Annotated in this window: 20 protein-coding genes and 1 pseudogene; 9 read left to right on the top strand and 12 right to left on the bottom strand. The window is 62.9% G+C overall.

Going from position 1 to position 22,257, the window contains the following annotated elements; translation table 11 throughout:
- The first annotated feature begins 90 nt into the window (after window positions 1–90).
- Complete coding sequence (locus JWP26_RS02215) at window positions 91–774, top strand: HAD family phosphatase (RefSeq protein ID WP_299722812.1); 684 nt, start codon at window positions 91–93, stop codon at window positions 772–774.
- Window positions 775–1,208: 434 nt separating this feature from the next.
- The gene (locus JWP26_RS02210) at window positions 1,209–2,054 is read left to right on the top strand and encodes a cell wall hydrolase (protein ID WP_299722809.1); all 846 of its coding nucleotides are present in this window, start codon (window positions 1,209–1,211) and stop codon (window positions 2,052–2,054) included.
- Between the two features lie 718 nt (window positions 2,055–2,772).
- Here the strand turns inward: JWP26_RS02210 and ureC are convergent.
- Window positions 2,773–4,479, bottom strand: a complete 1,707-nt coding sequence (gene ureC, locus JWP26_RS02205; protein ID WP_299722806.1) for an urease subunit alpha — start codon at window positions 4,477–4,479, stop codon at window positions 2,773–2,775.
- Window positions 4,480–4,605: 126 nt separating this feature from the next.
- Between ureC and JWP26_RS02200 the strand changes: the two genes are divergently transcribed.
- On the top strand, window positions 4,606–4,986 hold the full coding sequence (locus JWP26_RS02200) for a hypothetical protein (RefSeq protein WP_299722804.1): 381 nt from the start codon (window positions 4,606–4,608) through the stop codon (window positions 4,984–4,986).
- A gap of 49 nt (window positions 4,987–5,035) precedes the next feature.
- Here the strand turns inward: JWP26_RS02200 and JWP26_RS02195 are convergent, their stop codons facing one another.
- The 4 genes from JWP26_RS02195 to JWP26_RS02180 all read right to left on the bottom strand — a co-directional run bounded on the left by JWP26_RS02195 (window position 5,036) and on the right by JWP26_RS02180 (window position 7,014).
- Complete coding sequence (locus tag JWP26_RS02195; protein WP_299722801.1) at window positions 5,036–5,425, bottom strand: hypothetical protein; 390 nt, start codon at window positions 5,423–5,425, stop codon at window positions 5,036–5,038.
- A gap of 67 nt (window positions 5,426–5,492) precedes the next feature.
- Complete coding sequence (locus JWP26_RS02190) at window positions 5,493–5,798, bottom strand: urease subunit beta (protein ID WP_299722798.1); 306 nt, start codon at window positions 5,796–5,798, stop codon at window positions 5,493–5,495.
- Between the two features lie 4 nt (window positions 5,799–5,802).
- Window positions 5,803–6,105, bottom strand: coding sequence for an urease subunit gamma (locus JWP26_RS02185; RefSeq protein ID WP_299722795.1), 303 nt, complete (start codon window positions 6,103–6,105; stop codon window positions 5,803–5,805).
- Between the two features lie 69 nt (window positions 6,106–6,174).
- A complete protein-coding gene (locus tag JWP26_RS02180; RefSeq protein WP_299722792.1) occupies window positions 6,175–7,014 on the bottom strand; it encodes an urease accessory protein UreD in 840 nt (279 codons plus the stop codon).
- An 83-nt stretch (window positions 7,015–7,097) separates the two neighbouring features.
- Here JWP26_RS02180 and JWP26_RS02175 point away from each other — a divergent pair, with 83 nt between their 5' ends.
- Window positions 7,098–7,436, top strand: a complete 339-nt coding sequence (locus JWP26_RS02175) for a hypothetical protein (RefSeq protein ID WP_299722789.1) — start codon at window positions 7,098–7,100, stop codon at window positions 7,434–7,436.
- Between the two features lie 59 nt (window positions 7,437–7,495).
- On the opposite strand, the gene urtE is transcribed toward JWP26_RS02175, so the two are convergent.
- The 5 genes and pseudogenes from urtE to urtA form a co-directional block, all read right to left on the bottom strand.
- Entirely contained in the window at window positions 7,496–8,197 is a 702-nt protein-coding gene (gene urtE, locus JWP26_RS02170; RefSeq protein ID WP_299722786.1) for an urea ABC transporter ATP-binding subunit UrtE, read from the bottom strand.
- Between the two features lies 1 nt (window position 8,198).
- Window positions 8,199–8,948 (bottom strand): urea ABC transporter ATP-binding protein UrtD, encoded by a 750-nt coding sequence (gene urtD / locus JWP26_RS02165; RefSeq protein ID WP_299722783.1) that lies wholly within the window; start codon window positions 8,946–8,948, stop codon window positions 8,199–8,201.
- A gap of 310 nt (window positions 8,949–9,258) precedes the next feature.
- A pseudogene (gene urtC, locus JWP26_RS02160) lies at window positions 9,259–10,293 on the bottom strand (urea ABC transporter permease subunit UrtC); the annotation flags it as partial.
- 172 nt (window positions 10,294–10,465) lie between these two features.
- Window positions 10,466–12,082, bottom strand: a complete 1,617-nt coding sequence (gene urtB / locus JWP26_RS02155; protein WP_299722778.1) for an urea ABC transporter permease subunit UrtB — start codon at window positions 12,080–12,082, stop codon at window positions 10,466–10,468.
- 73 nt (window positions 12,083–12,155) lie between these two features.
- A complete protein-coding gene (gene urtA / locus JWP26_RS02150) occupies window positions 12,156–13,412 on the bottom strand; it encodes an urea ABC transporter substrate-binding protein (protein WP_299723242.1) in 1,257 nt (418 codons plus the stop codon).
- Window positions 13,413–14,012: 600 nt separating this feature from the next.
- Here urtA and JWP26_RS02145 point away from each other — a divergent pair.
- Entirely contained in the window at window positions 14,013–14,339 is a 327-nt protein-coding gene (locus JWP26_RS02145; RefSeq protein WP_299722775.1) for a hypothetical protein, read from the top strand.
- Window positions 14,340–14,397: 58 nt separating this feature from the next.
- On the opposite strand, the gene JWP26_RS02140 is transcribed toward JWP26_RS02145, so the two are convergent.
- On the bottom strand, window positions 14,398–15,045 hold the full coding sequence (locus tag JWP26_RS02140; protein ID WP_299722772.1) for a helix-turn-helix domain-containing protein: 648 nt from the start codon (window positions 15,043–15,045) through the stop codon (window positions 14,398–14,400).
- Window positions 15,046–15,218: 173 nt separating this feature from the next.
- On the opposite strand from JWP26_RS02140, the gene JWP26_RS02135 reads away from it, so the two are divergent.
- From JWP26_RS02135 to JWP26_RS02120, 4 genes are all read left to right on the top strand, one after another.
- Window positions 15,219–16,379: a hypothetical protein gene (locus JWP26_RS02135; protein WP_299722769.1), complete on the top strand. Its 1,161-nt coding sequence runs from the start codon at window positions 15,219–15,221 to the stop codon at window positions 16,377–16,379.
- Window positions 16,380–16,896: 517 nt separating this feature from the next.
- Window positions 16,897–17,619: a hypothetical protein gene (locus tag JWP26_RS02130; RefSeq protein WP_299722766.1), complete on the top strand. Its 723-nt coding sequence runs from the start codon at window positions 16,897–16,899 to the stop codon at window positions 17,617–17,619.
- Window positions 17,620–17,740: 121 nt separating this feature from the next.
- The gene (locus tag JWP26_RS02125; protein WP_299722763.1) at window positions 17,741–19,909 is read left to right on the top strand and encodes an FdhF/YdeP family oxidoreductase; all 2,169 of its coding nucleotides are present in this window, start codon (window positions 17,741–17,743) and stop codon (window positions 19,907–19,909) included.
- Window positions 19,906–20,859, top strand: a complete 954-nt coding sequence (locus tag JWP26_RS02120; RefSeq protein ID WP_299722760.1) for an aminoglycoside phosphotransferase family protein — start codon at window positions 19,906–19,908, stop codon at window positions 20,857–20,859. The genes JWP26_RS02125 and JWP26_RS02120 overlap by 4 nt, the downstream gene beginning before the upstream one ends.
- Before the next feature lie 28 nt (window positions 20,860–20,887).
- Here JWP26_RS02120 and JWP26_RS02115 read toward each other — a convergent pair whose 3' ends face one another.
- The gene (locus JWP26_RS02115) at window positions 20,888–22,255 is read right to left on the bottom strand and encodes a pitrilysin family protein (RefSeq protein ID WP_299722757.1); all 1,368 of its coding nucleotides are present in this window, start codon (window positions 22,253–22,255) and stop codon (window positions 20,888–20,890) included.
- Between the last annotated feature and the right edge of the window lie 2 nt (window positions 22,256–22,257).

The raw sequence follows: 22,257 nt of genomic DNA, 5'->3' as shown, positions 1-22,257 counted from the left end.
CCAAGGCTAGCCATCGCGGCGGCTGGCTGCAACCCAGCCTTTCGCGGACACGTCTAGCGAAGCAGCGTGATCGGCACTATATCGAACCAGATGAAAACTGATTTCGACACACTGCGCCTGCGCCCCTTCGAGGCCGTCATCTTCGACATGGATGGCACCATTCTCGATACCGAGAGCGTCTTCAAAACCATCGTCTTCGAGGTCTGCACCGATCTCGGCTTCGAAATGACCGATGCGGTGCATACCGCCATGGTGGGCTCCAGCCACGAGACCACCAATCGCCTGCTGGTGGAGGCCTATGGGGTGAGCTTCCCCTATACCCAGTTCGACGAGCGCTGCCGCATCACCATGCGCGAACGCACTCATGCGGGCGTGCCGGTCAAGACCGGGGCGCGCGAACTGCTGCTCGAATTGCGCGAGCGCAATATCCCCATGGCGGTGGCCACCTCCTCGCGCTCGCCCCATGCGCAGACGCATCTGGCGGCAGTCGGGCTGATCGACATGTTCCAGACGATCGTGACGCGCGACGACGTCATCAATCCCAAGCCGCATCCAGAGCCATACCTGCTGGCCGCCGAACGTCTCGGCGTCGATCCGCTGGTGTGCCTCGCGCTGGAGGACAGCCCTTCGGGCGTTCGCGCTGCCCACGCCGCCGGCATGCAGACCATCATGGTGCCCGACCTGGTGCATCCGAGCGCCGAAATCCGCGCCCTCGGCATCGCCATCATGGAGAGCCTCGACCACGTGCGGCAGGCGGCTTTCCCCGCCCACTAGCGGCCTTTTCCCGCCCGCACTTTGGATCCGCCCGGCCTCGTGCCGGGCGTTTGCGTTTCTGGCGCGCAACAAGCGTTGGAAAAGCGTTTCCGCCGGCGCCGAACTGCGTAAACCTTTACACATTGCCTTAAAACCCTGTTTCCCACGCAGCAAGCCATTGTCCGATAAGGGTTTTCAGACCGCGCCCTCTCGGTTAACCCTAACTTAAGAGACTAACCGGTATGGTTAATTACCGGTAAATTTTGGGTTCCCTCCGGGCAAAAGCTTGGATAGGGTGCAGCCGGGAAGTGACGGGGTCTCCAATGAGGGACCCACCAAGAAGGCCCGCCGGATACGACCGGACGTGGCTCAGGGGCAAGGACGGGGCATTGACGCATTCGGGGCCGACCATCGCATTGCGTGCCGTTTCGCGCGCGCTTGCAGTTTGTGCCGCCATGCTCGTGCTCGCTATCACCTTTGGTGTCGCCCACGCCGAAACCACCCAGGTCGCCGATATAATGCCCGTGCAGCTGCCGCCCGATCTGGTGCAGGTACGCTCGCAGCCCGCCATGGTGGCGCCGGCGCCGGGCGAACAGGCACTGACCCCAGAACTGCTGGCCAATTACGTGGCCCGCCAGAAGGCGCTGCACGATTTCAACGTCGATGCCGCCGAGCCGCAGGCCGAACTGACCCAGGACGTGCTGATGGGCTATATCGCCCGCGCCTCCTTCGGTGGCGATAACGGCGCGCTGTCGGCCATCGATAGCTTCACCAAGCCGGCCGAGCCGACGCTGAACCCCACTCTGCTGGCGCGCTATATCGATGCCGGGTTCGAGCCCACCGCCGAGCGCGTCAAGAAGCGCAATCTCGCCTTGGCCGCGACCGGTGCCGGCCAGACCGAAAGCGATTGCCTGGCCCAAGCGATTTATCACGAAGCTCGCGGCGAAAGCGAAGCCGGCCAATATGCGGTGGCCAATGTCATCGTCAACCGCGCGCTCTCGGGCAAGTTCCCGTCGACCCTCTGCGGCGTGATCTACCAGAATGCCAACAAGGGCTACCACCGCTGCCAGTTCACTTTTGCCTGCGACGGCAAGGATGACGCGCCGGGCGAGCGCGCCGCCTGGAACCGCTCCAAGGCCATCGCCAAAGCCGTCTACGCCGAATTCGCCACCGGCCAGCAAATGGACACGCTGCCCCGCTCGGTCCTCTATTACCACACCCGCTCGTCCAACCCGTCCTGGTCCAACACCTACACCCAGGTCGCCCAGATCGGCTCGCACCTGTTCTACGCACCGAACTGAGTGCATTGGGGCGACTGGCCCCGGTTTCAGAAACTCCCTGAAGATCGACGTGTTGAAGCGACGCATGGCTTGCGCCTGCGTTTCTAGGAAGACTGCGGCATGCGGCGAGACTTGCCTCATGGGTTTATAGATAAGCGAGACACGTCTCGCCGCATGCGATGGGTTTTCTGGCCGCCCGAACGTGGCCTCCATTATTTCAGGAGACGAACGTCGCGCTGGCCCAAGGATTGCGCGACCGCATTCCCCTCCCACCAAACTCCCCACGGCCGTTCGTCGCGAACCCGCAGCCATTGTGGGGATATCGGGAGGCAGGATAGCGCGAGGTGGAGGGGATGGGATTAGTTGGATAACAGAAGAATCTGAGACGAGTCTCACGCCCCCTCCGGCCTTCCCGCGGGCTTGACCCGCGGGTCATTGTGGTCGGCCACTGACGGCGGTGCTGTCGTGAGAGGCCCGCGGGTCAAGCCCGCGGGAAGGGGTGGATGGGGTGGGATCGAGGTCAAACCGTACCCCCACCCGGCCTCCCCCTGGCAGGGGGAGGAGGTCGCGCCGCTCTTGGGGCGCGATGTAGTTCAACTCACTGGCCGGCTCCTCCCCCTGAGGGGGGAGGTTGGGTGGGCGCCACGATTTCGCATCGTGACGGCCACGTTGCTGCTGGGACGATATCTAAGGGCAGCGACGCCCTTCGTCCCAAAATGAGGGGTAGCTCATCGTGGACTTAGAACAAAAAGTACCGCTGCGCCATCGGCAGGACTGTCGCCGGCTCGCAGGTCAGCAATTCCCCGTCGGCGCGCACCTCGTAGGTTTCGGGGTTCACGTCGATGACCGGGGTGGCGAAGTTGTGGATCATCGAGGCTTTGCCGATGTTGCGCGTATTGGAGACCGGCACCAGTTGCTTGTCGACGCCCAGCTTGCCGCGCAGGCCATCGTCATAGGCGGCCTGCGAGATGAAGGTGACCGACGAATTGGTGCGCAGCTTGCCGAACGCAGCGAACATGGGGCGGTAGTGCATCGGCTGCGGCGTTGGGATCGAGGCGTTGGGATCGCCCATCGGGGCGGCGGCGATAGAGCCGCCGAGGATGACCATGTCGGGTTTTACGCCGAAAAAGGCGGGGGACCAGAGCACGAGGTCGGCGCGCTTGCCGACTTCGATGGAGCCGATGTGCTGGCTCATGCCGTGGGCGATGGCGGGGTTGATGGTGTATTTGGCGATGTAGCGCTTGACGCGGAAATTGTCGTTGTCGCCGGTTTCGCCGGCAAGGCGGCCGCGCTGCTTTTTCATCTTGTCGGCGGTCTGCCAGGTGCGGATCATCACTTCGCCGACGCGGCCCATAGCCTGGCTATCCGACGAGATGATCGAGAGCGCGCCCATGTCGTGCAGGATATCTTCGGCGGCGATGGTTTCCTTGCGGATGCGCGATTCAGCGAAGGCCACGTCCTCGGGGATGGACGAGGATAGGTGGTGGCAGACCATCAGCATGTCGAGATGCTCGGCGATGGTGTTGACCGTGTAGGGCCGGGTCGGGTTGGTCGATGACGGGATGACATTGGGTAGACTTGCGACGCGCAGGATGTCCGGCGCATGGCCGCCACCGGCGCCTTCGGTGTGAAAGGCGTGGATGGTGCGGCCCTTGAAGGCGGCGATAGTGTCTTCGACGAAGCCGCTTTCGTTGAGCGTATCGGTGTGGATCATCACCTGGACGTCATAGTCGTCGGCAACGCTGAGGCAATTGTCGATGGCGGCGGGGGTGGTGCCCCAGTCCTCATGCAGCTTGAGCGAGGAGGCGCCGGCCAGGACCATTTCCACCAATGGCGCGGGCAGGGAGGCGTTGCCCTTTCCGGCGAGCGCCAGATTCATCGGGAAAGCGTCGAAGCTTTCGATCATGCGCCCGATATGCCAGGCGCCGGTGCAGGTGGTGGCCAGCGTGCCATGGGCCGGGCCGGTGCCGCCGCCCAGCATGGTGGTCATGCCAGACATCAGGGCCTCCTCGATCTGCTGGGGGCAGATGAAGTGGATGTGGGCGTCCATGCCGCCGGCGGTGATGATCTTGCCTTCGCCGGCGATGGCCTCGGTCGAGGGGCCGATGATGATGGTGACGCCGGGCTGGGTATCGGGATTGCCGGCTTTGCCGATGGCGTGGATGCGGCCGTCGCGCAGGCCGATATCGGCCTTGTAGATGCCGGTGTGGTCGACGATCAGCGCGTTAGTAATGACGGTATCGACGGCGCCTTCGGCCCGCGTGGCCTGCGACTGGCCCATGCCGTCGCGGATCACCTTGCCGCCGCCGAATTTGACTTCCTCGCCATAGGTGGTGAAGTCCTTTTCCACCTCGATGATGAGATCGGTATCGGCCAGGCGAACGCGGTCGCCGGTGGTTGGGCCGTACATGTCGGCATAGGTGGCGCGGGAAATGCGAGCGGGCATGGGGCGGCTCCGTCAGATGGAAAAGGCAGGCGGGGAATTGAGAGGCGTGGCGCAACCATCGGCGCGCGGGCCCGTTGGTGCAGCGATCTGGCGGGGGCCAAACTGGGCGGCTCGAAAGGACTTTTCATGAACAGAATAATCATCACCGCACTGGCGGCCGGGCTGCTGGTGAACACGGCGTTCGCGCAGGACGCGGCCGTTCCCGCGGCGCCCGAGGATCCGAATGCACCATCCGTCGCGGTGGAGGGCGGAGCGCCGGTCGAACTGGGGACGACCGATGAGAAAACCGACGTGCAGATCGTGTTGCTGTCCGAGCTGCCGGAAAATGCAACGCCGCTGGACGTGACCGAAGACAAGGACGAACTGGCGACGCTGCACGCTTCGATCACGGACAATCCCGCGGTCAAGGCCAAGCTGGATGCCGGTGGCTACACGGTTGAGGACGTCGTTGCCATGGAGAACAACGTGGATGGCTCGATCGTCGTCTATGTCGACGATCGCGGTTAGGCGGCGGACCGCAGGATGCTGACGCTGGGCGCGATCCTGCGGCATGGCGCTAGTTGGGCTTGGGCTGGGCGCGATAGAGCGCAATAGCGTGGTTGATGCGGGCATCGAGTAATTGCTCGCCTTCCCGCATGGCGGGGTCCTTGCGCTGCGTGCCGGCGACGAGGGACACCGCCAGCGCCTGGATGGCATAGGCGTGGGTGGAGCGGCCAGCGGCGTGATGCTCGCTGCCCTCGTGCTCGAACTTTTTCAGCAACTGATCGTAGAGCGCCGGGGTGATGACCTGCTTGGCCTCGGTCCAGTTTTTCCGTTTGAGGTCATTGCTGAGGTCAGAGGCGAGGCTGCCCAGCAGATACATGGTCTGCGGGTCTTTGCTGCCGTCCTGCTGCAAATCCTGCAGCACGGTGGCGAAGCGGTTTTTGAAATCTTGCTCTTTGGTCATGCGAAGGGTCCCGGCTTATTGGCTAAGCCGGTCTTTGAGCATTTTTGGCGGTTCACTGCCAAGACTATCATAGGGCTCCCATGACCTTGCCGCGGAAGCCGTAGACCATGCGCGTGCCCGAGAGCGGCACCAGATTGACGTCGCGGGCTTGGCCGGGCTCGAAGCGGACCGCAGTACCGGCGGCGATATCTAGCCGCATGCCGCGGGCGGCTTCGCGATCGAAGCGCAGGCCGGCATTGGTTTCGTAGAAATGATAGTGCGAGCCGACCTGGATCGGGCGATCGCCTGTGTTGGCGACCTCGATGGTGAGTTGCGGCGCGCCAACGTTGAGCTCGATATCGCCAGATTTGGGGAAGATTTCGCCGGGGATCATGGGGTCACCGTATCGGTTCGTGGACGGTCACCAGCTTGGTGCCGTCGGGGAAGGTGGCTTCGACCTGGATGTCGGAGATCATTTCGGCAATGCCGTCCATGACCTGGTGGCGGGAGATGACATGGGCGCCCGCTTCCATCAGTTCAGCGACGGGGCGCCCGTCGCGGGCGCCTTCGACCACGAAATCGGTGATCAGCGCGATGGCCTCGGGATGGTTGAGCTTGACGCCGCGCTCCAGCCGCTTGCGGGCGACCACGGCGGCCATCGAGATCAGCAGTTTGTCTTTTTCACGCGGCGTCAGGTTCATTCGGATTTTCCTAGTCTTGGTCGGATCGCTGGCGCGGAAAACCGGTGGCCACTTTTCCGCGCGATCCTTTTAGAGATGCCAGAGGCGGGGCAGGCTGCCCGCGCCCGACAGTTCGGCAACAATTGGGACGATCATGCGGCGTAGCGCAAGCCCGGATTCGGCGATAGCGCGGACCACCAGGCGCTCGCCAATGGCACTGGCGGCAATGAGGCTGCTGGCGGGCATCAGCGCCCGGACCGTCTCCAGCCGGCGCGCGGCGAGGGGGCCGATATGCAGGATGGTGGCGAAGGCGCGCGCGCCGGCCAGCAGCGGCGCGGCCATGCGTTCACTGCCCTCCCCGGTCAGCAGCGTGGCCTCGGCATGGAGCAGGCGTCCATTGCGGCGAATGCGCCAGTTGTCGCGCAGGTAAGCATCATTGGCGAGTTCCCCCATTGCATCGCGGCCGAGGAGGACGGCCTCGATGGCTGTAAGGCTGGCGCCATCGGCCAGGTCGATATCGATGCGGCGATCGAGCTTGCTGGCTTCGAACAGGATGGTCTCCTGCGGCAGCCAATCGAGATGCGCATTGGCGCCGACGGTGAGGCGGGTCTCGACGCGGGCGGTGGCGCCGGTGGACCGGTAGATACGCTCGCAGGCCTGGGTGGTCAGCACCATCTTGCCATTAGGCGCGGCGTCGGCGCCCCATTGCATATGGTCGCCCCCGGTGAGGCCGCCGGCTGTGTTGATCAGGACCGCCTCGAGCGCGGAACTGTGGGTGTGGGGCAGGCGAATTTTGGCGCAGCCATCCTGATAGAGCGTGTCGATGACGGTGACGCCATCGCGCAGCTTGGTGGCGATACGACCGACGCCACGGGCGCGCTGCATGGGCGCAGGTGGAAACACTAATGCTGCGGATTGTGCGATAGTCATGGGAACCTATGCCCATTCCGTACGTTTTGAACCCGACAAAGATTTTTCAGCGTCACCATACAACAAAGATAGGATGTTATAAAATGACCTTCAAAACCGTTACTTGCGCTATTGTTATGGGTTCGGCTCTTCTGTTTGGCGGTGCCGCTTATGCTGACACGATGGTTGGCTCTTCCACAGTGACCGACGCCGATCTGCCTGCTGTTCAGGCGCGTTGCGACATGCTTTCTACCACGGACTCGAGCACGTCGCTTACCGAAAACACCGACGACAATACTGCTGCTGGCTCGAATGACGGCGCTGCCGATGCGACCGCCAGCGCGACCACTGCAGTTGACGAACTCCAGGCTGCGACCACCACGTCGATCGATCTCGACACGGTGACCCTTGAGCAGTGCAAGGCTTCCGGCCTGAGCAAGTAAGTCGTCCATTAAGATATCCATGAGCGCCCGGCTTCGGCCGGGCGTTTTTTGTTGTTCGCTCATACCATCAGATGGCGGCGCACTTCGGGCAGGTCGAGGTCGCTGGCCGGCCCGGCATGCTGAATCTCACCGCGGTCCATCACATAGATATCGTCGGCGATTTCGCGGCAGAAATCTAGGAATTGCTCGACCAGCAGGATAGTCATGCCCTTTTCGTCGCGCAGGAACTGCAGGGCGCGGCCGATATCCTTGATGATGGAAGGCTGAATGCCCTCGGTAGGCTCATCGAGCACCAGCACTTTGGGTCGGGTGACCAGCGCGCGCCCGATCGCGAGCTGCTGCTGCTGGCCCCCCGAGAGGTCGCCGCCGCGCCGGTTCAGCATGGATTTTAGTACGGGGAAAAGCTCGAAGATGTAAGGCGGGATGTTCTTTTCCGCGCGAGGCACACTGGCAAAGCCGGTCTGCAGGTTTTCGCGTACGGTGAGAAGCGGGAAGATTTCGCGCCCCTGCGGCACATAGGCGAGGCCCATGCGGGCGCGCTTATAGGGCGGAGCCTTGCGCAGGATTTCCTCGCCGAACGTGATATCGCCCGCGGTGATGTTGTGGACGCCGGTGATGGCGCGTAGCGTCGAGGATTTACCGACGCCGTTTCGGCCGAGCACTGCGGTGATGCGGTTGGGTTTGCATTCCAGCGATACGGATTTGAGTGCCTGCGCGGCGCCGTAGTGGAGGTCGATGGCGTGGACGGAAAGGGCGGTCATATCAGCGTCCCAAATAACGTTCGATGACGACAGGATTGGCGCTGACCTGGTCGAGGGTGCCTTCGGCGAGGACGGAGCCCTCGGCGAGGCAGGTGACGCGCGAGCCGAGGTCGCGGACGAAGCTCATGTCGTGTTCGACGACGACGACGGAGCGGGTCTTGGCGATCTCCTTGAGCAGTTTGGCGGTTTCGACGGTTTCGCTGTCGGTCATTCCCGCGACGGGTTCATCGACCAGCAGGAGCTTTGGGTCCTGGGCCAGAAGCATGCCGATTTCGAGCCACTGCTTCTGGCCGTGGCTGAGATTGGCGGCGAAATCGTCCTTGCGGTTGAGTAGGCGTACGGTGTCGAGGATTTCCGTAATGCGGGCCTCGTCGTCGGCACTCATCGAATAGAACAGCGCCGAGAACACGCCGCGCGGTTTGCGCAGGGCCATGACCAGATTGTCCCAGACGGTCTGGCTTTCGAACACCGTTGGTTTCTGGAATTTGCGGCCGATGCCCAGATTGGCGATGGCGGCTTCGTCGAGCTTGGTCAGGTCGGTGCGGCCGTCGAACAACACTTCGCCATCGTCGGGCCGGGTCTTGCCGGTGATGATGTCCATCATGGTGGTCTTGCCGGCGCCGTTGGGGCCGATAATGGCCAGCATTTCGGCGGGGTGGACGATGATCGAGAGCTTGTTGATCGCCTTGAAGCCGTCGAACGACACGGAGACACCGTCGAGGTAGAGCATGGTGCCAGTTTTGTCAGCCATGGTGCTACTCCGCCGGGTTGGGTTGCGGATCGACGCCGGCTTCGACATCGGCCGGCGAGGGGGCGTTGCGATCGTGCTGTTCGCGCTTGGTGGTCATGGTTCGCCATTGCGCGATCAATCCCACGATGCCCTTAGGCAGGAACAGGGTGGTGAAGATGAAGAGGCCACCCAGGGCGTAGAGCCAAACATCGGATAGAGCCGGCAGCTTGAAGCTGCCATAGAGGGCGAGCTGGTAGAGGCCATAGAGCACCGGGATCGCGATCGAGGCGGCGATGACGATCAGGCCTTTGGTCCAACCGCTGGCGACGGCGACGATGCCCGAGAAGATCAGGATGACGAGGCCGGCGGCGATATAGGACGAGCCGGAGGTGAAGATCGACTTGGTCAGGTTGACCACGATGGCGCCGATGATGGGGCCGACAATGGTGCCGCGGCCGCCGACGGCGGTCCAGATGACCACCTCGATGGAATTGCCGGGCTCGAATTCGCTCGGATTGATGATGCCGACCTGCGGGGCATAGAGCGCCCCGGCGATGCCGGCGAGGACGGCCGAAACCACGAAGGCGAAGAGTTTGACGTTGTCGACGCGGTAGCCGAGGAAGCGGGTGCGGCTTTCGGCATCGCGCACGGCGACCATGACCTTGCCGAGCTTGGAATTGACGATGGCCGAGCAGATCACCACGGCAAGGGCCAGAGCGAAGGCGGAGGCGGCGAACAGGGCAGCGCGGGTGGTGGCCGCCTGCACGTTGACGCCGAGGATATCCTTGAAGTCGGTCAGACCGTTATTGCCGCCAAAACCGAGATCGTTGCGGAAGAAGGCCAGCAACAGCGCGTAGGTCATGGCCTGGGTGATGATCGACAGGTAGACGCCGGTGACGCGGCTGCGGAAGGCGAGGAAGCCGAAGACGAAGGCCAGCAGCCCCGGCACGATCAGCACCATGGCGAAAGCGAACCACCACATGTCAAAGCCATTCCAGAACCAGGGCAATTCCTTGTAGTTCAGGAACACCATGAAATCGGGCAGGGTGGGATTGGCATAGACGCCGCGGGCGCCGATCTGGCGCATCAGGTACATGCCCATGGCATAGGCGCCGAGCGCGAAGAAAGCGGCGTGGCCGAGCGAAAGAATGCCGCAATAACCCCAGACCAGGTCGAGCGCCAGGGCGAGCATGGCGTAGTTCAGGTACTTGCCGAACAGCGGCACCGCGTAATTGGGGATGTGGAGCGGGTTGCCCTCGGGAACGACGAGGTTCAGCACCGGCACACCAATGGCGATGACCGCCAGCACTGCGACGAGCCAGATGGCCTTCTTGTCGAGGGCGCGAAGAATGAGTTGGGTAATCATGCTGGCACACCGGACAAAAGGAAGGCCCCCTCACCCGGCCTGCGGCCGACCTCTCCCCCAAAGGGAGAGGTGAGGAAGAGGCGAGATTTGGCCCATGCACCACCTCTCCCTGGGGGGAGAGGTCGACGCGTAGCGTCGGGTGAGGGGGCCTTCAGCGTCCGCAAGGGAATCGTCATTGTTCGATGGACCGGCCCTTGAGCGCGAAGAGGCCGCGCGGACGCCATTGGATGAAGAGGATGATGAGGACCAAAATGATGATCTTGCCCAGCACAGCGCCGAATTGCGGCTCGAGCAGCTTGTTGCCGACCCCGAGCATCAACGCGCCGATCAGCGTGCCCCAGAGATTGCCGACGCCGCCGAAGACCACGACCATGAAGCTATCGATGATGTAGCCCTGGCCAAGGTTGGGCGAGACATTGTCGATCTGGCTGAGCGCGACGCCGGCCATGCCAGCAACGCCGGAGCCGAGGCCGAAGGTCATAGCGTCCACAAAGGGCGTGCGGATGCCCATGGAGGAGGCCATGCGGCGGTTCTGGGTGACGGCGCGCATCTGCAGGCCAAGCGCGGTGCGGTTGAGCACGAGCTGCAGGATGGCGAAGACGGCGATGGCGAAGACCACGATCCAGAGCCGGTTCCAGGTGATGGAAAGGCCGCCGACGTCGAAGGCGCCGGTCATCCAGCTTGGCGGGGAGACCATCTGATTGGTGGGCCCGAACAGGGTGCGGACGACCTGCTGCAGGGCGAGCGACAGCCCCCAGGTGGCGAGCAGGGTTTCCAGGGGCCGGCCGTAGAGCCAGCGGATGATGCCGCGCTCGATGGCGATGCCGACGAGGGCGGTGAACAGGAAGGCGGCGGGGACCGCGAAGGCCAGGGAATAGTCCATCAGGCCGGGGGCGAAATTGCGGATCAGTTCCTGCACTACGAAAGTGGTGTAGGCGCCCAGCATGACCATTTCGCCGTGGGCCATGTTGATGATGCCCATCACGCCGAAGGTGATGGAGAGGCCGATGGCGGCGAGCAGCAGGACCGATGAGAGCGAGACGCCGTAGAGCAGGTTCTGCGCGACCTGCCAGAGCTGGAGATTGCGGCCGATGGCGTCGATGCCGGTCTGGATGACGGGCTTGAGTTCATCGGGCGCGGCGGCGAGGGCATTAACCAGCACGGTCTGGGCGGCCTGATCGCCGTGGGCGGCGATGGTGTCGACGGCGGCGCGCTTGTCGTCCAGCACGGCGTCGGACTTCAGCACGATCACCGCGCGGGCCAGGTCCATGGTGGATTTGATCTTGGGATCTGTTTCGGCCGCCAGCGCGCTATCGAGCAGCGGCAGCATGGCCGGATCGGCGTTCTTGAGGATGCTTTGTGCGGCCGATAGCCGGCTGGCGCTGTCGGGGCTGAGCAGGGTCATGGTGCCGATGGCGGTGCGGATCTTGCCGCGCAGGCCGTTGTTGACCTTGATCTTTTCGATGTCGGCGCTGACGGCGGTACCTGCATCGGAACCGTCGACAGGGTCGGTTAGCTTGAATTCGGAGCCGGACTTGGCGGCGAACAGCACGCGTTGGTCGGATTTGCGGAGGTAGAGAGTGCCATCGCTCATGGCCTGCAGGATGGGCGGCACGCGCTCGTCGCCGGTGGCAACGAGGGCATTCATCGCCGCTTCGCGATCGGGGAAACCGCCCTGGCCGAGGGCCTGAACCATGACGGCGAAATCATTGGCCTGCGCCAGGGCAGGCAAGGGGGAGAGTGCGAGGGCGAACAGTACCGCGATCAGTCGCAAAATTCGGTTGGTCATCGCTCGCTCGAAGCTGGTGGGAGGAACGTAGTGAAGGCGGGCGAACCCGCCTTCACCGCGGCTAGCGGCTTGCTCAGGAAGCAGGCGCGGCACCGCACGTCTGGGTTGCGGTATCGAAATGACCGCAACCGGTGAGCGGATCAGTCCAATCAGCCTCGATGCCCTTGTCTTCAGGGAGCACGTCGGACCAGGCATCGCCGGGTACTTCTGCGGTCTGCTTGACGATTTCGAACTGGCCGTCGGCCTGGATTTCGCCGATCAGCACCGGCTTGGTCAGGTGATGGTTCGGCAGGACGGTGGCAGTGCCGCCGGTCAGGTTCGGCACGGAGAGGCCGACAATCGCCTTCAGCACGGCATCGGTATCGGTGGTGCCGGCCTTTTCCACGGCCGCGACCCAGAGGTTGAAGCCAAGGTAAGCGGCTTCCATCGGGTCATTGGTGGTGCGGGTGTCGCTCTTGATGTACTTGTGCCATTCGGAGATGAAGGCGGCGTTTTCCGGCGTATCGACGGACTGGAAGTAGTTCCAGGCGGCGAGGTGACCGACGAGGTTGGTGGTATCGAGACCAGCCAGTTCTTCTTCGCCGACCGAGAAAGCGACGACCGGAATGTCTTCAGCCGAGACGCCCTGGTTGGCCAATTCCTTGTAGAACGGGGTGTTGGCGTCGCCGTTGATGGTGGAGACCACGGCGGTCTTCTTGCCAGCGGAGCCGAATTCCTTGATGGCAGCGACTTCGGTCTGCCAATCGGCGAAACCGAACGGGGTGTAGTTGATCTTGATGTCTTCAGCGGCAACGCCCTTATCGAGGAGGTACTGCTCCAGGATCTTGTTGGTGGTGCGCGGGTAGACATAGTCGGTGGCTTCGAGAACCCAGCGCTTCACCGAACCGCCTTCTTCGCTCATCAGGTAGTCGACGGCTGGGATGGCCTGCTGGTTTGGCGCGGCGCCGGTATAGATGACGTTCTTTTCGGACTCTTCGCCTTCGTATTGCACGGGGTAGAACAGGATCGAATTGAGTTCCTTGAACACCGGCAGCACCGACTTGCGGGACGATGAGGTCCAGCAGCCGAACACGGCCGCGACGCCGTCGACGGCGATCAGCTCGCGGGCCTTTTCGGCGAACAGCGGCCAATCGGAGGCAGGATCGACGACGACGGCTTCAAGCTGCTTGCCCAGGAGGCCGCCCTTCTTGTTCTGTTCGTCGATGAGGAACAGCATGGTGTCCTTCAACGTCGTTTCGGAAATCGCCATCGTGCCCGACAGCGAATGCAGCACGCCCACCTTGATGGTGTCCGCGGCGATCGCTGGAACAGCCATCGCCCCCATAGTCATCGTCACGCCGAGCCCCAGGCCCGCAATCATGCGGTTTACGACTGTCATATTCCCTCCGACAGATTAGGTGTTTGCACCGCAAAGCAAATTGCAAAGCCCGTGCCAGCACTTGAGTGTGGGGGCTAATCGATTGATTCAATTGAGGTGAGGCGAAGTTTCGCGACGTAAGAGCTTCCGGCGCTGCATAGAGTTCTTTAGCGATTGCTGGTTGTTTAGGCAGGCGTATTTACGGCTGCTTAACGTTTGAGCAAAATGGCGGAGCAGCAATTCTGGTGATGAAATCGGTTGCAGATGACCCGTGCCAACAAATCAGCTAGCATTGGCTCACCGAAGAATTTCTTCGGCAGAGGTTGTTTGCACCGACCACCTCGGCCCCGCGCCGGCAACGGCGTGGGGCTTCATTCGCCTGAGCCCGGTCTGCCAATGACGCCGCCTCAGCCGAGGAGATCACTCCAATATCGCCAATTTCCAGCAGATTATGGCCCAATCCGCGCATAGTTTGCATGGAACGCATAAAATAGGGCGTTAATCTTGCTGCGGCCGATGCTGGATGTTTGTCTCCCCTGGTCGAGAAGACATAAGCAATCGGGAGTTGAGAAAATGAAGATTTTGATCGCAGTATCGGTCGTTGCTGTCATGGCGCTGACATCGGGCGCCCAGGCCGGCGGGTTCTTTACCAAGCGTGCGCCGATCCTGTCCAACATCACTGGAATTGTTGTCGGCCTGACCACGCGTGACATCAATGTGCTCAATGGCAATACCGTCGCTGTCGGCAATAACAGCAATATCCTGTCCGGTATCGGCAATGGCAGCGCCAATGGCGTGTTGGGCGGCGGCCTGCTGAACGGCGTACTCAATGGCAACGGCATTCTGGGCCTCGGCGGCCAGAACCAGACCCAGAACAATAGCCATCATCGCGGCTGGTAGCCCCGCCTCCCGCGATCTAGAGCCCGCGCCACACCTCCCGGCGCGGGCTCGCTGTTTTTTAACGCGACGGCTGGTGCCAGAGTTTGGTGCTGTGGCGCGTCTCGCCCAGACTATCGAGCCGAACTTCCTCGACGCGCACGTCGCGGTCCTGGCCAGCCGTGGGGCCGAAGGTGAGCTCGGCCAGGCACACCCGCACCCCGGCAATCGAATGAATAGTATTCCCCAAAACCGCTGACCACGCTTGCCCGTCATGCTCGAAGGGCAGGGTGATCGACATGCCGATCACTCCGCCGGGGCTTTGCAGCAGTTCCAGGTAGCGCCGATAAACCGGCGCAAAGGCGGGGTTGTGGACGGGGTCCAGCACCCAGCCGAAGCGGTCGAGCGGATTGGGCGACGCCTGATAGGGAATGCTGCGCGCCAGGATCTCCTGGTGATCGTCGAGCAACAGCAGATGCTGGATAGAATTGGTCACGAAGTGGCGCAGCGCCAGCAGTGGATCGGCTTCGGGCCCCCAGACCAGACGGCGGATCGCCTCGATATTGTGTGGGCGCGGCAGGTCCCGCCCACTCTCCCAGCGGCTAATCTGGCTTTGCGCCACACCAAGGCATTTGGCGATGGCATCTTGGCGCAAACGCGAACGGATGCGCCAGGCCCGCAGGGCGGAGCATAGTTCGGCTTCCATGGCATGATCGTGATCGAACATCATGCCGCGAAAATCCCAGCAACCGGCAAAACAAGATAGTTAATCAAATACTTACGGGCCGGTTCTCGCCTCTTAATAGTGAATTTTAAGCAGCAAAAATCCGGGTAAGCGCGTAGAGCCTACGTGTAATATTGGTTACTGAACTCAGCGATCCTGCGACCAGGCAGGAGAACAGCATGATCAGGCGCGCGATTGGGACGGTATTGATCGCGACGCTGCTGGTCTGGCCCGTCGCTGCACAGTCGCCGCTGACGATCACCAGCCAGGTGGAAACCGGCTGGACTTCGAACGCGACCGATAGCGCGGCGGGGCGTAGCGATTTTTACGCGACGCATAACGAGGAAATATCGCTGACGGGCACCGCGGGCGATGCGCTGCTGCGGGGCACCTTACGCATCACCCAGACGCGGTTTCTCGACACCACCTATGAGGACGACGACGAGGTTGCCGGCGGCGTTGAGGCCGAGTTGGCGCTGGGCACGGATGCCAAGCTGCGCCTCGGCTATGCGGTGACGCGAAGCTGGACGGGCGACGATCTCAATATCGAGGGGTTCATCATCCCCATCCGCAGCGAGGAAACGGATCACGAATTCGTCGGCACGTTCGTGGTGACCGGGCCGGACCAAAAGGTGACGGTGGATGTGGCCGCGCTGTGGGCCGTGCAGGGGAAAAGCGAACTGGTTGGATTGGGGCTGCCGCCGCTGAAACTGGAGGCCGATGTCGGCACCGTGACGACACGCATTGCCTGGGAAAAGGCGATATCGCCCACCATGGCGGCGTTGGCGGGGATGGAGGCGTGGTTCACTACGGTCCCTGAACTCGACCAATTGCTGTACTTCCGGGCGCCGGCGGATGGCGGACGGGTGAGTACGGGTTTGCGGGTCATCGCCGGCCAGCTCACCCTGAGCGGCTCGGCCGGCTTCGATCTGGTATGGCCAAAGGGGCATGCCGATCTGCGCCGCACCTCGCCATACTTTGCGGTGGCGGCGAGCCTTGTGCCCACCGATGGACTGACCGTGACCCTCAACACTGCCACCGGGGTCGAGTTGGCGGATCCGCTCGATGGCGTGGCCGGGCGCACGGCCGCGATCGATCTGGGCGCCACGGTGGCGCTGGCCCCGCAAGTCGAGCTATCGGCTCAGCTTGGCGGCTGGCAGGAGGCGGGGCTCTACGACACCAGCTTGATCCGGTCCCGTCGCACGGCGGCGGTAGGCTTGCATTATGCCGTGTCACCCCGGTTGGGTTATGGGGCGACGGTCTCGTTCGCGCATCACGACGATCCGGGCGAGAGCTATGACAAGACCGGCGTCGCCCTTTCGGTTACCGGAAGTCTTTAAGTCGGGTGCCATCGATCACAGATCGCGTTTGGAGGAACTGTTGCCAGTGCGCGCCGTTAAGGCTGCGAACCGTCGTTGCACTCCAGACATGACGGCTTAGGAATGGCGGCCGTAACCCTCCCGGCTGCCAGACGATCGGCAGACTGCCGCAGAGGCTGACGCTCCTTTGTGGTGTCGCCGATGGGGGCGCGAGACTTCGGTTTCGCGCCCTTTTTCTATTGCCAGATTCCATAATATGGCATACGTATTTACCTAGTATAGAATGTCATAAATTGTTCTATACTTTTAGTATCCCGCTTATATTCGCGTTTTCCACGATACTGTGCGGATCGAAACTTAATTGCAGAAATAGGGTTGCTCCATCAACAGCCATTCAGGTTGTTTGATCAGGAGATTTGCCATGAAACGCAATACGATAGCGATTCTTGCCGGCATTCTACTTGCCGGTTCTACTATGCCTACTTTCGCTCAAGGCCTTCTCGGAGGCATAATCAGCGGGAGCGACGGGAATGGACTGGTGACCGTCGGGTCTGGTGATGCGGGCTCTGGTGGTTTGGTCAATGTGGGCCTGGGGGGCAATGGCTCCGATGGCGGACTGGATGTGAGCGTCGGTAGCGGCAGCAGCCCCGCGGCCAATGTCAATATCGGCGGTAGCAGTGGTGGCGGCTCCGGCTCCCTAGCAGATGTCAATCTGGGCGGTGGGGGCAGCAATGGCCTGGCCCGCGTGGGCGTCGGCGGGGGTATCGCTGGCGTCAATGTGGGTGGCGCCGGAACCAGCGGTAACCTGGTTGACGTCAATGTGCTGACGGGCTCCCGTGGGGGTCCGGGAATTCCCGGTACGCCCGGCCAACCCGGTGCCCCGGGTCAACCCGGTGCGCCTGGACAGCCCGGCGCCATGGGCGTGAACGGTTCGTCGGGCGGCAATGGCTTTAACGGTTTTGGCGGTTCCTCGAAGATCAGCTTCCTCGCTCGCCTGCTGGAAAACCGCGCTTACCTGCGCTTCGCTACCGGCAATGCGGTTTGCCTGCCGCCATCCGGGGTCGCCAACGTGGCCAGCCTGCTCTCGCGTCGCGATGCCAACAAGGCCAACCAGTTGCTCGGCAACTATGCGGGCGATATCGGCAACCTGCGCAACCTGCTGAAAAAATGCGGTAGCCGTACGCTCAGCCAGGCCGATATCAATCGCGCCGTGGCGGTTGACCTGCGTCGCGACGGCACGGTGGTGCTCTACGTGCTGTAGGCGCCACAATCAGACGAACGGGCCCCGGCAGGTTGCCGGGGCTTTTTGTTGCGCTTGCGTCAACGCGCCGGGGAGGGGACAATGCCGGCATGCGCCGCTGTAGACGGCGGAGGAGTATGTGATGGCCCATGGCAAGCCGATCGTCGGTGGCGGACCCAAGAAGGTTCTCTATACGCTGCAGACCGTTGGCCGGATGGGCGTGGGCAAGGCAGCCAAGGCGCTGACGTCCAAGAATGCCTGCAAGGCCTGTGCCTATGGCATGGGCGGCCAGCGCGGTGGAATGACCAACGAGCTGGGGGAATTTCCCTCGGTCTGCAACAAGAGTGTGCAGGCGCAATCGAGCGATGTGCGCGCCGCGATCCCCGAGCCGATTTTCGAGCATTCCATTGCCGAGTTGGGCGAATTGACCGGGCGCGAGATGGAAAAGCTCGGGCGGCTGGGCACGCCGATTTTCAAGGCGGCGGGCGCGGACCGGTTCGAGCCGGTGGGCTGGGATTTCGCCATTGCGCATGCGGCAGCACAGCTCAAGGTGACGCAGCCACAGCGGAGTTTCTTTTATTCCTCGGGGCGCTCGTCTAACGAGGCAGGGTTCATTTTCCAGCTTTTGGCGCGGGCCTACGGCACCAACAACGTCAACAACTGCTCCTACTATTGCCACCAGGCGACCAGCGAGGGGCTGAAGACGACGATCGGTTCGGGCACCGCCAGTGTCGAGCTCGAGGACCTGACCGGGTGCGACCTGATCTTCGTGATCGGCGCCAATCCGTCGTCCAATCATCCGCGCTTCATCCACATGCTCAAGAATTGCCGCGAGCGGGGCGGGCAGGTGATCGTCATCAATCCGGCCAAGGAGCCGGGACTGGTCAAGTTTGCGGTGCCGAAATCGCCAAGCTCGATGCTCAAGGGCGGCAGCGAGATTGCCTCGGACTATCTGCAGCCGCGGATCGGCTCGGATATCGCGTTGATGAAGGGGATTGCCAAGGCGGTGATCGCGGCGGGGCTGGAGGCCCAGGATTTTATCGCCGCCCATGCCAGCGGCTATGAGGCCTTCCGGGCCGATCTCGACGCATTAAGCTGGGATGAGATTGTCGCGGCCTGCGGCATCGGGCAGGCGCGCATCGAAGAGATCGCGCAGCGCTACGGACAGGCGCAGAACGCCGTCTTCGCCTGGGGCATGGGGATGACGCACCACGTCCACGGTGTGGAAAATGTCGAGGCCATCGCCAATCTGGCGACCCTGCGCGGCATGGTGGGCAAGCGTTTTGCCGGGCTGTTGCCTTTGCGCGGGCATTCCAACGTGCAGGGCATCGGCACCATCGGCGTCAAGCCGGTGCTGGCCAAGGATGTGCTGGGCAAGATGGAAACCGCCTTCGGCATGAGCTTCCCCTCCCAGCAGGGCATGGACACCATGGCCTGCCTCAAGGCGGCCGAGCGTGGCGAGATCGACGCGGCGGTGATCATGGGCGGCAATCTGTGGGGTGCGACGCCGGACACCGAGTTTGCCAGCCGCGCGATGGGCAGTATCGGCTTCAAACTGTTCCTGACCACGACGCTGAATATGGGCCACGTCCATGGCCTCGGCGATGGCGAAGTGTTGATCCTGCCGGTCACGGCGCGCGACGAGGAGTGGCAGCCGACGACGCAGGAATCGATGTTCAACTATGTGCGGCTGAGCGATGGCGGCATCAGGCGGTTGGAGAATGTGCGGCCGGAAAGCCATATCCTCTGCGATATCGCGGTGCGGCTGCTGCCGGAGTCGCCGGTGGATTTCAAGGCGTTCGGGCAGCATTCGAAAGTGCGCGAGGCGATCGCGGCGATCGTGCCGGGACTTGAACAACTGGCCGATATCGATGTGGCGAAAAAGGAATTCCACATCAAGCACCGGGTCATGCACGTGCCCGAATTCGGCACGCCGGACGGGCGCGCGCATTTCGTGGTGACGCCGCTGCCGGTGCTGGAAGCGGGCAAACTGCTGCTGGCGACGGTGCGCAGCGAGGGCCAGTTCAACACCATCATCTACGAGGACAATGACAGCTATCGCGGCGGCGCGGGGCGCGATGCGGTGTTCCTCAATGGCGCCGACATGGCGGCATTTGGGGTGAGCGCGGGGCAGGTGGTGACGCTGGCCTCCGATGTCGGGCGGATGAGCGCGGTGGTCAAGGAATTCGACCTGCCGCGGGGCAGCGCCATGGCCTATTACCCCGAGGCCAATGTGCTGGTGGGCACGGCGGTCGATCCGCGCAGCAAGACCCCAGCGTTCAAGTCCGTGCCGGTATGGATCGAGGCGTGATCGCTCCTGCCGTTATGGTGCCGAGCGCCGATTTGGCCGCGTCGGTGGCCAAGCAGGTCACGGGTGCCTCGCCCGTTGCGGTCACGCGCTTCACCACCGGCGCGCAGCACTACGTTTATGAGGCGCAGTTTGCCGAATCGGCGCCGGTCGTGGTGCGCATCGGCAACCAGTCGGCACATGCCGCGATGGCGGGCGCGGTGCATCTGTCGCGATTACTGCGGCCGCGCGGGGTGCCACTGCCGGCGCTGCTGGCACAGGATATCGAGGCGCCTTTGCCCTTGATTGTGCTGGAGCGGCTTGCCGGAGGCGATCTCGGCGGCGTCATCGGATCGCTGTCGGAACGCCAGCTCGACAGTATCGCCGCCGGCGTGGCCGCGGCGCAGGCTGCGGTGGCTCAAACCGGATCGGCGGGTCGCTATGGCTATGCGATCCGGCCGGAAGACGCACCCTTTGCCACCTGGGAGGCTGTGTTGCGCTCCAGCCTTGATCGGTCGCGGCAGCGCATGGCGGCCCATGGGCTGTTCGATACCAGCCTGATCGGAATGGTCGAGACCATATTGACCAGCCAGCGCGAGCGGCTGGCCCGGATTCCGGCCACGCCGTTTCTGCACGATACGACGACCAAGAATGTCATCATCGATCCCGCCGGCGTGTTGTCAGGCATCGTCGATGTCGATGATCTGTGTTTCGGCGATCCGCGCTATCCCGCGGCGCTGACCTTGGCGGCGGTGCTGGCCTATGGCGGGCCGCCCGGCTACGTCATGGCCTGGCTGCACCATGCCGAGCAGGCCGACGATGCGATTTTCCGGCTCTATGTGGCGATATTCCTGCTCGACCTGATGGCTGAACATGGCGGCCTGTTCAACGGCAATGAACAACAGTCAAAGCCCGAGGACAGGGCGAGAATGCTCGCGGCATTTACGGCGACTGTCGCGATGGCGCGAGGATAGGCGCCGCCTAGCGTCTATCCTCACGGGTTCATGGCTGTGCAGGCGTCCCCAACGGAGGAGCAGGGGTTGGCGCCGGCACATCGGCCGGTGTCGCAGCCGGACCCAGCAACAGGATCGTCGGCTTGACGGTCAGCAGCTTGACGGCGGCGGCCTTGACCTGCTCCAGGGTGACGGCGTTGATCAGCGCGGGACGCCGCGCCACGTAGTCGATGGGCAGATCGACATCCTGCAAGCCGACCAGTGTATTGGCGATGGCGACCGAGGAGCTCATGCTGTTGATGGCATAAGAGCCGATGATATATTTCTTGGCCGAGGCCAGCTCCGCTTCGGTCGGGCCGTCCTTGGCGAGGCGGGCAATCACGTCCTCGATGACCTTGAGGGTTTCGCCGGCCCGGTCGGCGCGGGTGGAGGTGCCGATCACCAGGGAATCGGCATGGTCGGCGTTCTGCAACGACGAGCTGATGCCATAGGTCAGGCCGCGTTTTTCACGCACTTCGGCGAACAGGCGCGAGGAGAAATCGCCGCCGCCCAGAATGTAGTTCATCACGTAGGCCGCGAAGAAATCGGGGTCGTCGCGACGCACGCCCGGATAGGCCATGTAGATCGTGGTCTGCGGCAGGTTGTAGGTGATGGCAAGATCCTGGCCGAGCTTGGGCACCATATCGGCGACCGGCGTCAGGGCCGGCTCGGCGGGCAGGTCGCCGAACACCTGGTCCAGCCGCGCCTTCAGGGTCTCCGCATCGATGGCGCCCACCACGCCGATATGCAGGTTGGCGCGGGCGAACATGGCCTTATGGAAGGTGCGCAAATCGTCGGCCGTAACGGCCGTCAGGCCGGGAATGGTGCCTTCACTCGTGCGCGCATAGGGGTGGTCGCCATAAAGCGTCTTGGCCCATTGCTGATTGGCCGCGGTCTCGGGCCGCTGCGCACTGGCGAGGATGCCGGAGACGATCTGGCTGCGCATGCGATTGATCGGGTTCTGGTCGAAGCGCGGGTTTTGGACCGACATCTTGAGCAGGCCAAAGGCTTCCGGCTGCTGGTCGGCCAGCATGCGCATGGAGCCGTAGACACCGTCCAGGTCGGCGGAAAAGCTCATTTCCGCTCCCGCGTCATCCAGCTTGATCTGGAAGGCGTCACTGTCGAGATCGCCCGCGCCCTCATCGAACAGGCTGGTCATCAGATTGGCCAAGCCCTCCTTGCCGACAGGGTCTTGCGAGGTGCCGCCGGCGAAGGAAAAGCGGATGGTGACGAGGGGAACCGAATAGTCCTCCACAAGCCAGGCGTGGATGCCCTTGGGGGATGTGACGTCCTGGAACACCACTTCGGCCTGCGCCGGGACAACGGCGAACAGGGTCAGCAGGGCGACCGCGAGGGCGGAGACGAAGCGAACGGCCATGG

The sequence above is a fragment of the Devosia sp. genome (assembly GCF_028290435.1).
Taxonomy (GTDB): domain Bacteria; phylum Pseudomonadota; class Alphaproteobacteria; order Rhizobiales; family Devosiaceae; genus Devosia.
This window is presented reverse-complemented; position numbering and strand designations above follow the sequence as displayed.

Bases quoted from the DNA above. Each gene is read 5' to 3' on its own strand.
- JWP26_RS02215 (WP_299722812.1), top strand. From the start codon at position 91: ATGAAAACTGATTTCGACACACTGCGCCTGCGCCCCTTCGAGGCCGTC.
- JWP26_RS02210 (WP_299722809.1), top strand. From the start codon at position 1,209: ATGCTCGTGCTCGCTATCACCTTTGGTGTCGCCCACGCCGAAACCACC.
- ureC (WP_299722806.1), bottom strand. From the start codon at position 4,479: ATGCCCGCTCGCATTTCCCGCGCCACCTATGCCGACATGTACGGCCCA.
- JWP26_RS02200 (WP_299722804.1), top strand. From the start codon at position 4,606: ATGAACAGAATAATCATCACCGCACTGGCGGCCGGGCTGCTGGTGAAC.
- JWP26_RS02195 (WP_299722801.1), bottom strand. From the start codon at position 5,425: ATGACCAAAGAGCAAGATTTCAAAAACCGCTTCGCCACCGTGCTGCAG.
- JWP26_RS02190 (WP_299722798.1), bottom strand. From the start codon at position 5,798: ATGATCCCCGGCGAAATCTTCCCCAAATCTGGCGATATCGAGCTCAAC.
- JWP26_RS02185 (WP_299722795.1), bottom strand. From the start codon at position 6,105: ATGAACCTGACGCCGCGTGAAAAAGACAAACTGCTGATCTCGATGGCC.
- JWP26_RS02180 (WP_299722792.1), bottom strand. From the start codon at position 7,014: ATGACTATCGCACAATCCGCAGCATTAGTGTTTCCACCTGCGCCCATG.
- JWP26_RS02175 (WP_299722789.1), top strand. From the start codon at position 7,098: ATGACCTTCAAAACCGTTACTTGCGCTATTGTTATGGGTTCGGCTCTT.
- urtE (WP_299722786.1), bottom strand. From the start codon at position 8,197: ATGACCGCCCTTTCCGTCCACGCCATCGACCTCCACTACGGCGCCGCG.
- urtD (WP_299722783.1), bottom strand. From the start codon at position 8,948: ATGGCTGACAAAACTGGCACCATGCTCTACCTCGACGGTGTCTCCGTG.
- urtB (WP_299722778.1), bottom strand. From the start codon at position 12,082: ATGACCAACCGAATTTTGCGACTGATCGCGGTACTGTTCGCCCTCGCA.
- urtA (WP_299723242.1), bottom strand. From the start codon at position 13,412: ATGACTATGGGGGCGATGGCTGTTCCAGCGATCGCCGCGGACACCATC.
- JWP26_RS02145 (WP_299722775.1), top strand. From the start codon at position 14,013: ATGAAGATTTTGATCGCAGTATCGGTCGTTGCTGTCATGGCGCTGACA.
- JWP26_RS02140 (WP_299722772.1), bottom strand. From the start codon at position 15,045: ATGATGTTCGATCACGATCATGCCATGGAAGCCGAACTATGCTCCGCC.
- JWP26_RS02135 (WP_299722769.1), top strand. From the start codon at position 15,219: ATGATCAGGCGCGCGATTGGGACGGTATTGATCGCGACGCTGCTGGTC.
- JWP26_RS02125 (WP_299722763.1), top strand. From the start codon at position 17,741: ATGGCCCATGGCAAGCCGATCGTCGGTGGCGGACCCAAGAAGGTTCTC.
- JWP26_RS02115 (WP_299722757.1), bottom strand. From the start codon at position 22,255: ATGGCCGTTCGCTTCGTCTCCGCCCTCGCGGTCGCCCTGCTGACCCTG.